The organism is Streptomyces chromofuscus (genome assembly GCF_015160875.1).
Classification (GTDB): Bacteria; Actinomycetota; Actinomycetes; order Streptomycetales; family Streptomycetaceae; genus Streptomyces; species Streptomyces chromofuscus.
Genome location: NZ_CP063374.1, coordinates 6,333,088 through 6,348,014, shown reverse-complemented (window position 1 = coordinate 6,348,014; position 14,927 = coordinate 6,333,088). Strand labels below are relative to the sequence as shown.

The following is a 14,927-nucleotide window of genomic DNA, read 5'->3' as shown; positions in this document are numbered from 1 at the left end:
GACCTTGTGGCGTTGATCTCTACGCGCGCAGACTACGGCGACCGCCAAGCAGCGATCCCACAGAGCACGGAAACAGCCCAGCACGGCACTGCACACGTCACCGAGCTTCGGAGTCCCGATGAACGACCCCAAGGCATTCTCCCGCCGGAGCCGCACGCGCCCACCGAGGGCCTGCGCCGCTCCGGCAGCGGGCGTGACGACGCGACACCCGCGCCCGCACGCGCCCTTGCCGAGCCCTGGCCCACCGGCCACGGTGTTCGCATGACTGCCTTCGTGCTCCCCCATGAGCTGCACGGCGACGGCACCCACAAGGTGTTCGCCGTGCACGGCTGGTTCGCCGACCGGTCCGCGTATGCGCCCGTGCTGCCGGACCTGGACCGTACGTCCTTCCAGTACGCGCTCGTCGATCTGCGCGGCTACGGTCGGGCCCGGCACGCGGACGGCGCGTACACGACCGGTGAGGCGGCGCTGGACCTGGTGGCGCTGGCCGACCGGCTGGGCTGGGCCCGGTTCTCCGTCGTCGGGCACTCCATGGGCGGCGCGGTCGCCCAGCGGCTGCTCGCCGTCGCGCCGGACCGGCTGCGCGCGGTGGTGGGCGTCTCCCCGGTGCCCGCCTCCGGGCTCGCGCTGCCGCCCGAGCAGTGGGAGCTGTTCGCGCAGGCCGCGGACCGGCCGGAGAACCGGCGCGCGATCATCGACGTCACCACGGGCGGCCGCCGTCCGGCCGCCTGGCTGGACCGCATGGTCGCCCGCTCGCTGGCGGACAGCGACGCGAAGGCGTTCCGCGCCTGGCTGGACTCATGGGCCCGCGAGGACTTCCACAAGCGGGTCGAGGGCTCGACGGTCCCCGCGCTCGCCGTGGCCGGGGCGCTCGACCCGGCTCTGTCGGCCGGTCTGCTCCGCCGGACCTGGCTGACCTGGTACGCCCGCGCCGAACTGCACGAGCTGCCGTGCGCGGGCCACTACGCGATGGACGAGACCCCGCTGGAACTGATCCGCGTGGTGGAGGACTTCCTGCGCCGGCACCCGGGCGGCGAGACGGCCGACAAGGCCCCGGCGTGACACCGCACGCGGCCCCGCCCGTCCCCGACGTCTTCGACCCGCGCCGGTACGCCGCCGGAGTGCCGTACGAGGCCTACCGGGTCCTGCGGGACCACCACCCGGTGGCCTGGCAGGACGAGCCCGAGGTGCTGGGCTGGCCGGCGGGGCCCGGGTTCTGGGCGGTGACCCGGCACGCCGACGTCGTCCGCGTCCTGAAGGACTCGGCGACGTTCTCGTCGTGTCTCGGCGCGACCCAGATCCGCGACCCGGATCCGGACGATCTGCCGTTCATCCGCCGCATGATGCTCAACCAGGACCCGCCGGACCACCTGCGGCTGCGGCGGCTGGTGAGCCGCGCGTTCACCCCTGGGCGGATCGAGCGCTTCGCGGCGGTCGCGCGGCAGCGCGCACGGACGCTGTTCGCGGACGCCGGGGCGCGGGCCCGGTCCGGTGACGGCACCGTCGACGTCGTCACCGCCGTCACCGACGACTACGCCCTGCTCAACCTCGCGGACCTGCTCGGCGTCCCGGAGGACGACCGCAAGCTGCTGCTGCACTGGACGCAGCGGGTGATCGGTTACCAGGACCCCGACGAGGCCGGTCCCCCGGTCCTGGACGCGACGGGCAGGCCACTCGACCCGCGGTCACCGGCCGCGCTGCGGGACATGTTCGCGTACGCCCGGCAGCTCGTTGCGCACAAGCGCCGCCACCCCGGCGACGACGTCCTGACCACGCTCGCCCACGAGAGCGAACTCGCCCGGGGCGAGCTGGAGATGTTCTTCTTCCTGCTCACCGTCGCCGGGAACGACACGGTGCGCAGCGCGGCGCCGGGCGGACTGCTCGCGCTCGCGGAACACCCGGACGCCTACGCGCGGTTGCGCGGGGGCGAGGCCGGGGTGGTCCCGGCCGTGGAGGAGTTGCTGCGCTGGCACCCGCCCGTGCTCTCGTTCCGCCGGACCGCCGTGCGGGAGACGGAACTGGCCGGGCGGACGATCCGGGCCGGGGACAAGGTGGTGGTGTTCCATGGCGCCGCCAACCGCGACGAACGGGTCTTCGCCGAGCCGGACCGGCTCGACCTGTTCCGGGAGCCGGTCCCGCACGTCTCCTTCGGTGACGGCCCGCACGTCTGCCTCGGCGCGCACTTCGCCCGGCTGCAGCTGCGCGTCCTGTATCAGGAGGCGCTACGAGCCCTGCCCGCGACGCTCCGCACCGCCGCACCGCCGCACCGCCTGGTCTCGAACTTCATCAACGGCATCAAGCACCTGCGCCTGTACCTCGACCACCGTCCGTGCCCGCGTTGACCTGGATCAGCGCGTGCGTGCCGGCGGTCCGCCAGCGCTGCCCCTCCGCGGCGACCAGCGCGGCCTCGGTCCCGGCGTCCAGGCCGCAGATCACGTCGGACTTCAGGGTGCGCAGGGCCGCGACCGGCCCGGGGAAGTACCCGGTCACGTCGGCGAACGGGGTGGTCGGGGGCCAGCGGCGGTCGCCCACCAGGCGGCGGTAGTTGAGGTCGCCCTTGACGACGGTGAGTGCCGCCTCGGCGAACTCGGCGCGCAGGTCGTCGGGCATCTCGGCGTACGGCAGAGGCGCGCAGGAGAAGGGGTGGGCCCGCACGGTCAGCCGGCCGTCGGTCGTCGCCGCCCACAGGCGCCGCCCGTACGCACCGGCCGCGCCCGGCGCCGCCGTGAGCCGGCGCAGTGCGTCCAGGACGTCGGCCGGGGTGGCGTCGGAGACGTAGTACGGGTGGGGCTTGACGTGCAGCACCGCCCGCTCGACGCGGCCCTCGGCGAGCAGGTGGGCCATGAGGAGCAGGTCGGGGACGAGCTCGCGGCCGGCGTTGTCGGCGACCAGGCAGAGGGTGCCGGTGCCCGAGGGCGGCAGGAGCGACCACAGGGTCCGGCTGTCGTCGGCGACCAGGCCGGGGGCGGCTGCCGGGGTGTCGCCGCCGGCGGACAGCCGGAAGCCGAGGTCGGCGCGGTTGCCCCAGAGCGAGCCGTGCAGCAGGGCCTGGGCGCGCTCGTCGGGCGGCCGGGTTTCCAGACCGTCGAGGGCGGCCAGTTCCTCGTCGGTGGCGGGTGCGTCGAGTTCGGTGAGCTTGACCGGGCGGAACGGGTCGATGGCCTGCTCCGGGCCGGGGCCGAAGTAGCCGACCGCGTCGAGGAGTCGGCGGTAGAAGTAGCTTTCCGACCAGAGCCAGGGCACGTCGAACCAGGACTGCCCGGCGTAGGTGTCGAGTCCCCAGGCGGCCCACCGGTCCCCGTCGTGCGCGTCCGGCGGGAGCGGCTCGATGACGCCTTCGGTGCAGTCGGCGAGCAGTGCGTCGAGGGCCCGCTGCCGCTCCGGGCCGTACGGCAGGGACGCGCGCACCTGCCGGATGATCGCGGGGTGGCGTTCGGCGAGGACGCTGTGCGGGAAGGAGCCGGTTTCGTTGCCGAGGATCACGGGCGCGGGCGCGGGGTCGGGCATGCGGCTCACCGTACCGCGCGCCGCTCAGGCGACCCTGATCTCCCGTTCCAGCTGCGTGGCGAGGCCGAGGTAGCGGGGGCGCCTGGTCACCGGGACCAGGCCGCGGATGAGGACGTACCACATCTCGGCGAGCCGGCGGGGCAGGCGCAGGACGGGTTCCAGGCTGCGCCCCGTCACGCGTATCCCGACGAAGAAGCTGACCAGGGAGTGGGCGATGGCGTCGACGTCGACGTCCGGGTGGATGTCGGACTCCTTGACGGCGCCGAGCAGCTTCCGGGACGCGATGTCGAGCCACTCCACGAAGGGGTGCGGAAGGGGCGGTCGCACCCCGACCCCGCCGGTGGCGAGCCGCAGTCCGGCGCGGGCGACCGGCCCTTCCACGGTGAGCCGCACGAGACCGAACGTGATGCGCATCAGGCCTTCGAGCGCGGAGCAGTCCCGGTCGTCCACCTCGCGGGCCAGCCGCCGCGCGGCGTGCGACTGGATCTCCATGATGGCGTGCGCCAGGTCCTCCTTCGCGGCGAAGTGGAAGTACAGCGCGCCCTTGGTGACTTGGGCGTGCTCGACGATGTCGCTCAGGCTGGTCGACTCGTAGCCGTGACGGTCGAACAGGTCGGCGGCGGCCGTGATGATCGTGGCGCGGGTCTGCTCGGCTCGTAACTGCCTCGCCATCGGCTGGTCTCTCCCCGGATTCAAAACGGGTTGTGCCGTTTGTTTATTACTCCCCGCATACGATAGCTCACTCCCCGGCCATGCCGACAAGGCACTCGAAGACCGTCAACTCCCCTTGTGTCGCGACGATTCGCAGGTCCGCGGCGCCTTCGCCGGAAGCTTCGATGCGCACGGGTTCGTCCAGTTCGGCGTAGCGGTGGAAGACGGAGCGGAAGGACGCGGGCCTCACCGGCTCGGGTGCCCGGACCCGGGCCGCCTGGCGGGCGGCCTCCAGCAGGAGCATGCCGGGTGCGTGGTCGAGCGGATGGTCGAAGAAAACGGGATGTGCGGTATCAATTCTCAACCACCAGCGGTCCCTCCGGTCGGCCGGCGCCAGGACGACGTCCGCCGGCAGCGCGCGGCCCACGGTCTGCGGCGGCAGGCCGGGGGGCAGGGGCGGCGCGGACACGGTGGCCGGGGTGCGGCCACCGCGCAGCCTGCGGTAGACGGACTCGGCGACGCAGCTGAAGGCGACCCCGGCGGTCGCGACACGGACGCCGTCGAGCAGGACGTCGGCGGTGTAGCGGGCACCGGCCGGACGGCCCGCCCGGTGGCGCACCTCCACGAAGCGGACGTCGACGACCGGCTCGGCCGGTACCGGGCCGACCGCCAGGTGCTCGGGGGACGTGTCGACGTCGAACTCCTGGAGCACGAAGTGGTGGCCCAGGGGCACGCCGTACTCCGTGTGCGCTATCAGGGTCCCGCTCTGCCGCACGGTCTCCACCACGAGAAGCGGCTCGTACGCCGACCGGTCGGACGACACGTGCAACCCGTGGGCCCGCGGCCACTGGGCGGAGACGGCGAAGCGGTCTGCGCCCGTCGTCCTCCAGCCGGTGAGGAAGGTCTCGGCGACGGCCGCGCGATGCACGAACTGGCGTGGAACAGTCGCCGTCAGGGTCGGCGTTTCGGCAACTTGCCGCATGGGTGCCATGTTTCTCCCTACGGTCCCCGAAGGGTGGTGCGGACGGTGGGGGCGTCCGCCGCGGGTGAGCGTCACGATACGAGGCGACCGGTTTGTTTTCAATGCGATCACTCCGTAACACCCTATGATCGGGGCAGTTCCGGCACGATCGTGGCGCCAGCGGCAGGAACCGGCCAACTGGGCGCCGGAGAGGGTCTCTCATGGCGAAACAGGAGCGCGCCATCAGGACACGCAGGGCGATCCTGGAAGCCGCCGGTGCGGTCTTCGACGAACATGGTTACACGTCCACCACCATCGCCATGGTGCTGGAACGCGCCGAAGTCACCAAAGGCGCGCTGTACTTCCACTTCCCGTCCAAGGAGTCCCTCGCTCAGGCGGTCCTCGACGAGCAGGTGCCCTTCGGCGCCATCCCTTCCCAGCCGTGCAAGGTCCAGGAGGTCATCGACATCACCTTCGTCGTCGGCCAGCGGCTGCTCGGCAACGCCCTGCTCCGGGGCAGCGTGCGGCTGGCGGTGGACCAGTGCGCACCGCCGGGGGTGGATCACACCGGGCCGTTCCGGCAGTGGACCGACCACCTCACGCCGCTGCTGGAGAAGGCCCGTGCGCAGGGGGAGTTGCTGCCGACGGTGGATCCCCGGGAGACGGTGGAGCTGCTGGTGGGCTCGTTCACCGGCATACAGCTGATGTCGCGGGCGCTGACCGGGCGGGAGGATCTCGGGCGCCGGCTGTCGGTGCTGTGGTCCCACATGCTGCCGAGCATCGCGGTGCCCGGGTTGCTGCTCGGCCTGGACAGCCGGGCCGACCGCGGGGCGCGGGTGCTGGCCTCACTGGAGAGCCGCGTGGCCTCGTGAGGTGAGCCGGGGGCGACCGCGTCGCCCCGCAGAAACGGCAGTACGCCGACCGGGGCTGGTGCCCCGGCCGGCGTACTGCCGCTGTCCAGGCGCTTGTTCAGAAGGTGAGGCTCCAGCTGTTCAGCCGGCCCGTGTCCTGGGCGGCGACGTCCTGGACACGGAGCTTCCAGGTGCCGTTGGCGAGTTCGGCGGAGGCGTTCACCGTGTAGGTGGCCCTGACGTCGTCGGCGGAGTCGGAGCCGCTGGAGGACTTCAGGCGGTACGTCGAGCCGTCCGGCGCGACCAGGTCGCCGCGGTAGGTGTGGGTGATGTCCACCGCGACCTGCAGTGCCGAGGGGGCGTTGCCCGTGCGGCCCCTGACGGTGATCGGCGACTCGACGGCCGATGCCGAACCTGTCAGGGGTTACCTGTGGGTCGGCTGTGCAGGAACGATAGGCAACGGGACGGCCGCCCGGATACAGGGGAATCCCTTTGTCCGGCCGGTAACTACCCCTTGTTGTCCGAGGGTTGACCGCGGACGTCCACCTGCTGTTCGTGTGACGCTCACCTTCGTCGCGCCTCTGAGCCGCGACGGCGGGGCGGGGCAAACGCGTGGGCGGCGAACGGGCCGCGCGTGCCCGTCCGCCGCGGGGCGCCGGGCCACGTGACAGGCGTGCCCCGTGCGCTCCAGGGCGGCACGGGGCACGTGGTCGGGGACGGCAGGGCCGTCCCGCGGGGAGGTCAGCCCAGGCCGACCGACTTCAGCCACTCCTTGGCCACGTCCAGCGGGTCCTTGTTCTCCAGCTGGACCTGGGAGTCGAGGTCGAGCAGCGTCTTGGTGTCGAGCTTGGCGGAGACCGCGTTGAGCGCGTCGACGCCCTCCTGGGGAAGGCCGCTCTTGTACACCAGCGGGGTCACGTTCGCGAAGCCGAAGAGGTTCTTCGGGTCCTGCAGGACGACGAACTTCTCCTTGGTGATGGTCGGGTCGGTGGTGAAGATGTCCGCGGCCTGCACGGTGTTCTTCGTCAGCGCCGCCTGGGTCAGCGGTCCACCGGCGTCGAGGGCCTTGAAGGACTTGAACTGCAGGCCGTACTCCTTCTGGAGCCCGACCAGCCCCTGGTGCCGCGTCTGGAACTCCGGCGAGCCGCCGATGACCAGCTCGGGCGCGATCTCCTTGAGGTCGGCGAGGGTGGACTGGGCGCCGAGGTCGTACTTCGCGGCCGTCTCGGCGTTGATGGACACCGAGTCCTTGTCCTCGGCCGGCGCCGACTCCAGCAGCGTCAGCTTGGCGTCGAGCTTGGTCTTGACGGCCGCGTTCACCGCCTCCATCGACTCCTGCTCGGCGTCGGGGTCGAGGTAGGCCAGCAGCGAGCCGTTGTACTCGGGCAGGACGGTGATCGAGCCGTTCTTCAGCAGGCCGTAGGTGGTCTCGCGGCTGCCGATGTTGGGCTTGTACTCGACCTTGATGCCCTTGGCCTTCAGGGCCTCGCCGTAGATGTCGGCGAGGAGGATGCTCTCGGCGAAGTTGTTGGAGCCGACGACGACGGTCTTGCCGTCCGACGTGCCCTCGGAGAGCGGGTTGTCTGCCGTGTCGTCGGAGGACGAGCCGCAACCGGCGACCAGCGCCGCCGCGAGGGCGAGGGCTGCGGCGGCCGCGCCGCGGTGTCTCGTACTGGACCAGGTGCTCTTCACGGTTGAAGTCACAGTTCCCGTTCCGGGCTCGTTTTTGGTGGGGGAGCATGGGCGATGACGTGACGTGCGGGCACACCGGGCCCACTGCGGACGTGCAGCGCACACCGCACTCACTGATCCAATCCAGCGAGTTCTCGCCCAGTCAAGAGAAACCAGGTCACCAATTGGCGTCGATAAGTGACCGGTTGTGAAGAGAGCCTGACGATCGCCGGAACCCGAAGAGCAGGTTGTAACGGATTCTTGACGTGGAGTGGCGCGATCCGCCTTCCTAAGAGGCGATAGTCTCACCGCAGTTGCTCTCCGGTCACAGCGGTAACACAGACCGCACTGGTGTCTTCGTACACCGGTTGACGTCGATCGGAAACGACACGCGAACGGACACGCGCGTTCTCCTGCGCGCGCGGTGCGACACCCCCAGAAGGAGGCTCGGTGTCCACGAACGAGGTGGGCGCGCCCTCCCCCGGGCTCTCGGCCTCGCCGGGACGGGGGGAACCCCCACTGCCGGCGCCACCGCCGTCCCGTGGCGGCATGCGCGGCTTCGCCGATCGCCGGCCGTTCCGTCAGAAGCTCAACATTCTGGTCGGCGTGCCGCTGGCCGGACTCGCGGTGCTGCTCAGCTACCTGATCTCCGGGCAGGTGACGCAGGCGCGCAGCGCGGCGGAGGCGGCCGCCCTGGTCCGTGACAGCGCGCAGGTCGCCGAACTCGTCGACCGGGTGGAGACCGAACACCAGCAGGCCGTCCTGCTGTCCGTGCGCCACGAGGCCGGCGACAGCGGCGCCACACCCTCCCTGTCCGACTACCGGGCGGCACAGCACGCGACCGACGCCCAGGTGGAGAAGGTACGCGCCACGTTCGGCGACCGGCTGCCGGAGACCGAGGCACAGGCACTGCGCGAGGTCAACGGCCTGGGCAGCCTGCGGCGGACCATCGAGCAGGGCTACCTGCCCGCCGACAACATCGACCCGGCCTACCACAACGCCGCGAAGGGCCTGATCGACGGCCTCGGCCTGGACCGCAACGCGGCCCTCGCGGCCACCTTCACCGGCAATCTGCTGGACTCCCTGCTGCGCGCGGACGCCGCCCACAGCTCGTTCGAGACCAGCGTGTTCTCGGCCTCGACCGGCGACTCCAACGCCCTCATCGAGTTCATCGGCGCGGTCGGCGCGTACGAGCTGTGGGAGCACCAGGCCGAGCGGTTCGGCCGGTTCGCCTCCGAGGAGCAGACGGCCGAGCTGCGCGGCATCGAGCACAACCCCGCTCAGGCGATCATCCTGCGGCAGTACGCCGAGTTGCAGATCGACCCGAGCGCGCTGCAGGCCTCGACGCAGAGCGTGCTGCGGGCCAAGTTCACGCTCGCCCTGTCCAACTACCCGGCGTACGGCCGGCAGTCCGATGTCCGGCTCGCCATCACCGGCTCGCTCATCGACCAGATCGCCGACCGGGCCGACGACGCCTCCGACGACGCGTGGTGGAACGCGGCCTGGCTGCTGGGGCTCGCCCTGTCCGGCTTCCTGCTGTGGGGCGTCCTGTCGGTGGAGGTGCGCCGCTCGGTGGTCCGGCCGGTGCAGGCGCTCACCGGCGCCGCCCGGCAGGTCGCCGACGTGGCCGGCCGTGAACTGGCGCGCGTGGCCGACGACGACACCGAGGACGACGCGCCGCCGCGGCTGCGGGAGATCCCGGTCACCGCCGAGGACGAGATCGGCGAACTCGCCGACGCGTTCAACCAGGTGCAGACCACCGCGGCCGCGCTGCTGGAGCGACAGGTGCTCAGCCGCCGCAACGTGGCCGAGATGTTCGGCAACGTCGGCCGCCGGGTCAGCAACCTCACCACCCGGCAGCTCGCCCTCATCGACGCCGTCGAGCGCGGCGAGACCGACCCGGCGCTGCTCGAACGCCTGTACAGCATCGACCACATCGCGGTCCGGCTGCGCCGCAACGCCGACAGCCTGATGCTGCTCGCGGGCATCCGCGAGACCGTCCTGGACGGTGGTCCGACCGCGCTCACCAACGTCGTACGGGCCGCGCTCGGCCAGATCGAGGGCTACCAGCGGGTCGAGCTGCACGCCGGTACCGAGATCATGGTCGAGCCGGACATCGTCGGCGACCTCACGCTGATGGTGGCCGAACTGCTGGAGAACGCCGTGTCGTTCTCCCCCGCGGGCAGCCCCGTGGAGGTGACCGTCCGCACCGGTGACGAGGGCGCGACGATCACCGTCGCCGACCACGGCCTCGGCATGAGCGCCGAGCGCCTGGCCGAGGAGAACGCCCGCCTCATCCGCCGCGAACGCCTCGACCTGGTCCCCACCAAGGTGCTGGGCCTGTTCGTGGTGGGCAGCCTGGCCCGCCGCTGGGAGATCGGCGTGACCCTCTCCCGCACGCCCGGCGGCGGTGTGACGGCGGAGATCGCCATCCCGTCGACGCTGCTGCTGACGATGAGCCCGGTGAACTCCGGGGGCACGACGGAAGGCGGCGCGGGCGGCACGACGGACGGCGGCACGACGGACGGCGACGCGGCCGAAGGCGGTGCCGCGGCGACCGGCGGCACGGGCGGCGACCCATCGGCTGACGGGGCGGCCGGCCCCGGCACCGCGGCACCGGCGGCGGGGTCCCGGCCCTCGGGCTCCGTGCCGGCCGTCTTTGCCGGCCCGGTGGAGAGCGCGCCCGCACGGACCGGCAGCGCCGCGGACGACTCCGCAGCACTCCCCCGCCGGATCCCCCGGCGCGGCCTCACGGACGGCACCCCGCTCATCCCCGGGCCCGCGGCGAGGCGCGCGCGAGCGGCGCCCGCCCGCTGCGCCGCCGGGTCCGCGGCGCGACCCTGCGGACCACGCTCGACGCCGAGCGGCCGGGGACGCGCCGGGCCACCGCGCCCGCCGACGCCGAAGCCGTCCGCGCCGCCCTGGAGGAGTTCGAGGCGGCCGTGGAACGCGCCCACCGGGACACCCGGCGTCACGACCAGGACGCGGCCGACGGCACGCGAAGGCCGTACGGCCGCGACGCCGACGGCGCACGCCCGGCAACCGGTGGCACCGGCCCCCACGGCCCGCACGACAGCGATGCGGAAGACCCCCAGAACCTCCCGAAAGGAGCGGAGCAGTGAGCACGTCGACAGGTGGTACTCCCACGGGAGGCACCACGCCGGACGAACTGCGGGCCGCCGCAGCCGACTTCACCTGGCTGCTCGACCGTTTCGCGACCGAGACCGCGGGGGTCGTGGACGCCATAGCGGTGTCCTCCGACGGACTGCTGATCGCCGTCGCGCAGCTGCGTGAGCGCGCGCACTCGGAGCGTCTCGCCGCGATCGTCTCCGGCCTCACCAGCCTGGCCGCCGGCGCCTCCGGCAACTACGGCCTCGGCGCCCTGAACAAGGTCATCATCGATCTGGAAGGCGGGCACGTCCTGGTCTCCGCGATCGGCAGCGGCGCCGTGCTCGGCGTGGTCGCCGACAAGGAGGCCAAGCTGGGCAACATCGCCTACGAGATGACGCTGTTCGCCAACCGCGCGGGGACCGCGCTCAGCCCGCAGCTCGTGCTCGAACTGAAGAACAGCGTCGGCGCCGCGTCGACGGGCTGACCGGTCACCGCCCGGTCGAGGAGGAAGACACCCCATGGCGGACGACCCGACGCCTCCGGGCCCGGACCCGGCCGGCCCCGTCCCCGCCGTACGGCCGTTCCTCGTCACCGCGGGCCGGGTGGCGGGCGCGGGCGAAGCCGCGTCCGCCCGGGCGATGCCCGTCGAGACCCAGGTGGTGGCTACCGCCGAAGGCCTCGACGCGCTCGACCGGCTCTCCTTCGAGCGGCACGACATCGTCGCCGCCTGCAAGCAGCCCCAGTCCATCGCGGAGATCGCCGCGTTGCTGCGGCTGCACCTCAACGTCGTCCGGGTCCTCGCCGAGGACCTGCGCACCGCCGGGCACCTGGCGGTGTACGTGCCGAACGCCGCCGTCACCCATGACGCGTCCGTCCTGCGAAGGGTTATCGATGGCCTGCGCGCCATCCCCGACTCCCGGGGGGTACTCCGTGACACCGACTGAACCGCTCGCCGTCGGCGTGGCCGCGCAGAGTGCCGTACGGCCGCCGCTGCCGGTGAAGCTGGTGATCGCGGGCGGCTTCGGCGTGGGCAAGACCACCACCGTCGGCTCCATCTCCGAGATCGAGCCGCTGACCACCGAGGCCGCCATCACCGAGGTCGCGGCCGGGGTGGACGACCTGTCGCACACCCCGCGCAAGACGACGACCACCGTCGCGATGGACTTCGGCTGCATCACCATCGACCCGACGCTGAAGCTGTACCTGTTCGGTACGCCGGGGCAGGACCGGTTCGGCTTCATGTGGGACGACATCGTCGAGGGCGCGGTCGGGGCGCTGGTCATCGTCGACACCCGGCGGCTGGACGACTGCTATGCGGCCGTGGACTACTTCGAGCACCGGCAGATCCCGTTCGCGGTGGCGGTCAACGCCTTCGACGGGAAGGTCGAGCACGCGCTGGAGGAGGTCCGCTGGGCGCTCGACGTCGCCGAGCACGTCCCCGTGGTCGTGTTCGACGCCCGGGAGCGCGGCTCGGTGCGGGACGCGCTGCTCGTGGTGCTGGAGCTGGCGCTGGCCCGCACCGAGGGCTGACCCGGTCCCGGGGTGCTCAGCCGCGGCGGCGCACCCCGGGTGACACCGTGAGCCTGCCGAGCGCCCAGAAGAGCCCGAGGGTGGCCAGCGCCAGCACGGCGACCAGAGCGGCGCCGCCGACCGTCTTCTCGTAGTCCTTCTGGTAGAGACCGTCGATGATGTACCGGCCGAGGCCGCCGAAGCTGACGTAGGCGGCGATGGTGGCGGTGGAGACGATCTGGATGGCCGCCGTGCGCAGTCCGCTCAGGATCAGCGGCAGCGCCATCGGCACCTCCACCCGCAGCAGCACCTCCGCCTCGGCCATGCCCATGCCGCGCGCGGCGTCCACCGGCGCCGGGTCCACCGACCGCATCGCCTCGTAGGTGGTGACCAGGATGGGCGGCACGGCGAGCACCACCAGGGGGATCATCACCGGTGCCATGCCGAGGCCGATCAGGATGAACATCAGCACCATCAGCCCGAAGCTGGGCAGGGCGCGGGCGGCGGTGGCGACCAGGGCGAGGGCGTTGCCGCCGCGTCCGGTGTGGCCGGTGATCAGGCCGACGGGCAGTCCCACGGCGGCGGCCATGGCGAGCGCCATCAGCGTGTACTGGAGGTGTTCCAGGAGGCGGGTGGGGATGCCGTCGTAGCCCTGCCAGTGGGCGCTGTCGCCGAAGAAGGCGTCGATGTGGTTGAGGATGTTCACCGGGCACCCGCCTTCACCGCGAGCGAGGTCGCCCGGGAACCGCGCGGCATCCACGGGGTGACCCAGATCCGCAGGCCGATCAGTACGGCGTCCACGAGCAGCGCGAGGACGGCCGTACCGAGCACGGAGAGCCAGATCAGCCGGGGCTGGTTGTAGATCAGGCCGCTGTTGAGCATGTTGCCGAGGGCGCCCGCGTTGCCGATCAGCATGCCGACGCTGACCAGTGAGATGCTGGACGCGCACGCCACCCGCAGCCCGGCGATGATGGCGGGCGCCGCGATCGGCAACTGCACCTGGAGGTAGCGCCGTACGGGGCCGAAGCCCATGGCGGTGGCGGCGGCCAGGGTCTCCTGCGGGACCGAGCGCACGCCGTCGACGATCGCCGGGATCAGCACCACCAGGCTGTAGACGGCGAGCGGGATCATGACGGTCAGTTCGCTCAGGCCGGTGTAGTCGATGAGGACGACGAAGAAGGCGAGCGAGGGGACGGCGTAGAGCACGGTCGTCACCCACAGCACGGGCGGGTAGAGCCAGCGCAGCCGGACGCACAACTGGGCGAGCGGCAGGGACAGCAGCAGCCCGGCGAGCACGGGCAGCAGGGCCTCCCGCAGATGCAGCCCGACCAGGCCCCAGTAGGTGTTCTGCAGGTCGCTGGGCAGGTCGAAGAGGCCGTTCACCGGACGGCCTTCGCGGGGGTGTCCTCGGACTGCGCGGCGGGTGCCGCGGCGTGCGCGCCGCGGATCGCCTCGCCGATGGTCTGCTGCGAGACGACCCCGGCCGCCCGGCCCTCGCCGTCCACGGCGACGGCCCAGCCGGTGGGCGACAGCACGGCACCGTCGAGCGCGGCCCGCAGCGAGTCGCGCTCGGCGACGAACGGGCGGCCGTACGGCAGCAGTCGCTCCCGCTCGATCCGGCCGGCGGTGAGGTCGCCGGGCGGGCTCCAGCCGAGCGGCCTGCCGTCCAGGTCCGTCACGAGGAGATAGGGGACGTCCGCGCCGCGGGTGGCGATCTGTTCGGCGGAGGCGTCGACGGCGACGATCGGCGCGGTGAGCAGCGTCAGCCCGGCGGACGGGAAGAAGGACAGCCGGCGGATGCCCCGGTCGGCGCCGAGGAAGTCCTCGACGAACTCGTCCGCGGGGCTGGAGAGCAGCTCGGCGGGCGGGGCGAACTGGGCGAGCCGGCCGCCCGTGCGCATCACGGCGACCATGGTGCCGAGCTTGACGGCCTCGTCGATGTCGTGCGTGACGAAGACGATGGTCTTGCCCAACTCGTCCTGGATGCGTAGCAGTTCGTCCTGAAGGCCCTTGCGGACGACGGGGTCGACGGCGGAGAACGGCTCGTCCATCAGCAGCACCGGCGGGTCGGCGGCGAGCGCCCGGGCCACGCCGACGCGTTGCTGCTGTCCGCCGGAGAGCTGGTAGGGGTAGCGCTTGGCGAGGGAGGCGTCGAGGCCGACGCGCTCCATCAGTTCCCGGGCGCGAGAGCGTGCCTTGTCCTTGCCCCAGCCGAGCATGCGGGGCACGGTGGCGATGTTGTCGACAATCGTGCGGTGCTGGAACAGGCCGGCGTTCTGGATGACGTAACCCATGGACCGGCGCAGTGTGTTCACCGGCTGCTGCATGATGTCCACGCCGTCGAGCAGGATGCTGCCCTCGCTGGGCTCGACCATCCGGTTGATCATCCGCAGGGTGGTGGTCTTGCCGCACCCCGAGGGTCCGACGAGGACGGTGATCGAGCGGTCGGGTATCTCCAGTGACAGCCGGTCGACCGCCACCGTGCCGTCGGGATACCGCTTGGTGACTGAATCTATCCGTATCAAAACGCCGAACGCCCTTCGGGTGTGGCAGTCGCCGCCCGCGCCGACCTGGTGGCGGGCCGTTGGGGGGAGAGTCTAGACCGCTTGTGCTGCGGCCGAGTGGCGGGCAACGCCCCCGCGAGGGCGCGCGGAACTGGTGATCCG

13 protein-coding genes and 2 pseudogenes are annotated in these 14,927 nt (G+C 72.1%); 7 read left to right on the top strand and 8 right to left on the bottom strand.

What is annotated here, in order from left to right:
• Positions 1-261: 261 nt before the first annotated feature.
• Both IPT68_RS28555 and IPT68_RS28550 read left to right on the top strand, forming a co-directional pair.
• A complete protein-coding gene (locus IPT68_RS28555; RefSeq protein ID WP_189698723.1) occupies positions 262-1,062 on the top strand; it encodes an alpha/beta fold hydrolase in 801 nt (266 codons plus the stop codon).
• Positions 1,059-2,342: a cytochrome P450 gene (locus tag IPT68_RS28550; protein ID WP_189698722.1), complete on the top strand. Its 1,284-nt coding sequence runs from the start codon at positions 1,059-1,061 to the stop codon at positions 2,340-2,342. The genes IPT68_RS28555 and IPT68_RS28550 overlap by 4 nt, the downstream gene beginning before the upstream one ends.
• On the opposite strand, the gene IPT68_RS28545 is transcribed toward IPT68_RS28550, so the two are convergent.
• From IPT68_RS28545 to IPT68_RS28535, 3 genes are all read right to left on the bottom strand, one after another.
• Positions 2,296-3,507 (bottom strand): damage-control phosphatase ARMT1 family protein, encoded by a 1,212-nt coding sequence (locus IPT68_RS28545; protein WP_189698721.1) that lies wholly within the window; start codon positions 3,505-3,507, stop codon positions 2,296-2,298. The genes IPT68_RS28550 and IPT68_RS28545 overlap by 47 nt on opposite strands.
• Before the next feature lie 24 nt (positions 3,508-3,531).
• Positions 3,532-4,179, bottom strand: a complete 648-nt coding sequence (locus IPT68_RS28540; protein ID WP_189698720.1) for a ScbR family autoregulator-binding transcription factor — start codon at positions 4,177-4,179, stop codon at positions 3,532-3,534.
• A 67-nt stretch (positions 4,180-4,246) separates the two neighbouring features.
• Positions 4,247-5,140, bottom strand: a complete 894-nt coding sequence (locus IPT68_RS28535) for a ScbA/BarX family gamma-butyrolactone biosynthesis protein (protein ID WP_308438778.1) — start codon at positions 5,138-5,140, stop codon at positions 4,247-4,249.
• Between the two features lie 200 nt (positions 5,141-5,340).
• Between IPT68_RS28535 and IPT68_RS28530 the strand changes: the two genes are divergently transcribed.
• Positions 5,341-5,991: a ScbR family autoregulator-binding transcription factor gene (locus IPT68_RS28530; RefSeq protein WP_189698718.1), complete on the top strand. Its 651-nt coding sequence runs from the start codon at positions 5,341-5,343 to the stop codon at positions 5,989-5,991.
• A 97-nt stretch (positions 5,992-6,088) separates the two neighbouring features.
• Here IPT68_RS28530 and IPT68_RS28525 read toward each other — a convergent pair.
• A pseudogene (locus IPT68_RS28525) lies at positions 6,089-6,382 on the bottom strand (proprotein convertase P-domain-containing protein); the annotation flags it as partial.
• 329 nt (positions 6,383-6,711) lie between these two features.
• The gene (locus IPT68_RS28520; protein WP_189698717.1) at positions 6,712-7,674 is read right to left on the bottom strand and encodes an ABC transporter substrate-binding protein; all 963 of its coding nucleotides are present in this window, start codon (positions 7,672-7,674) and stop codon (positions 6,712-6,714) included.
• Between the two features lie 417 nt (positions 7,675-8,091).
• On the opposite strand from IPT68_RS28520, the pseudogene IPT68_RS28515 reads away from it, so the two are divergent.
• The 4 genes and pseudogenes from IPT68_RS28515 to IPT68_RS28500 all read left to right on the top strand — a co-directional run bounded on the left by IPT68_RS28515 (position 8,092) and on the right by IPT68_RS28500 (position 12,282).
• Positions 8,092-10,763, top strand: a pseudogene (locus IPT68_RS28515) (ATP-binding protein).
• Positions 10,760-11,236: a roadblock/LC7 domain-containing protein gene (locus IPT68_RS28510; RefSeq protein ID WP_189698716.1), complete on the top strand. Its 477-nt coding sequence runs from the start codon at positions 10,760-10,762 to the stop codon at positions 11,234-11,236. The pseudogene IPT68_RS28515 and the gene IPT68_RS28510 overlap by 4 nt, the downstream one beginning before the upstream one ends.
• 34 nt (positions 11,237-11,270) lie before the next feature.
• Positions 11,271-11,696, top strand: a complete 426-nt coding sequence (locus tag IPT68_RS28505; protein WP_189698715.1) for a DUF742 domain-containing protein — start codon at positions 11,271-11,273, stop codon at positions 11,694-11,696.
• Positions 11,683-12,282, top strand: coding sequence for a GTP-binding protein (locus IPT68_RS28500; protein ID WP_189698714.1), 600 nt, complete (start codon positions 11,683-11,685; stop codon positions 12,280-12,282). The genes IPT68_RS28505 and IPT68_RS28500 overlap by 14 nt, the downstream gene beginning before the upstream one ends.
• 16 nt (positions 12,283-12,298) lie before the next feature.
• Here IPT68_RS28500 and IPT68_RS28495 read toward each other — a convergent pair whose 3' ends face one another.
• From IPT68_RS28495 to IPT68_RS28485, 3 genes are read right to left on the bottom strand one after another with little or no spacing between them, the layout of a single operon-like run.
• Positions 12,299-12,967: an ABC transporter permease gene (locus IPT68_RS28495; RefSeq protein WP_189698713.1), complete on the bottom strand. Its 669-nt coding sequence runs from the start codon at positions 12,965-12,967 to the stop codon at positions 12,299-12,301.
• Positions 12,964-13,644 carry an ABC transporter permease gene (locus IPT68_RS28490; RefSeq protein WP_189698712.1) on the bottom strand — a complete coding sequence of 227 codons (681 nt, stop codon included), beginning with the start codon at positions 13,642-13,644 and terminating at the stop codon, positions 12,964-12,966. The genes IPT68_RS28495 and IPT68_RS28490 overlap by 4 nt, the downstream gene beginning before the upstream one ends.
• Positions 13,641-14,786, bottom strand: coding sequence for an ABC transporter ATP-binding protein (locus tag IPT68_RS28485; RefSeq protein WP_189698711.1), 1,146 nt, complete (start codon positions 14,784-14,786; stop codon positions 13,641-13,643). The genes IPT68_RS28490 and IPT68_RS28485 overlap by 4 nt, the downstream gene beginning before the upstream one ends.
• Positions 14,787-14,927 lie beyond the last annotated feature (141 nt).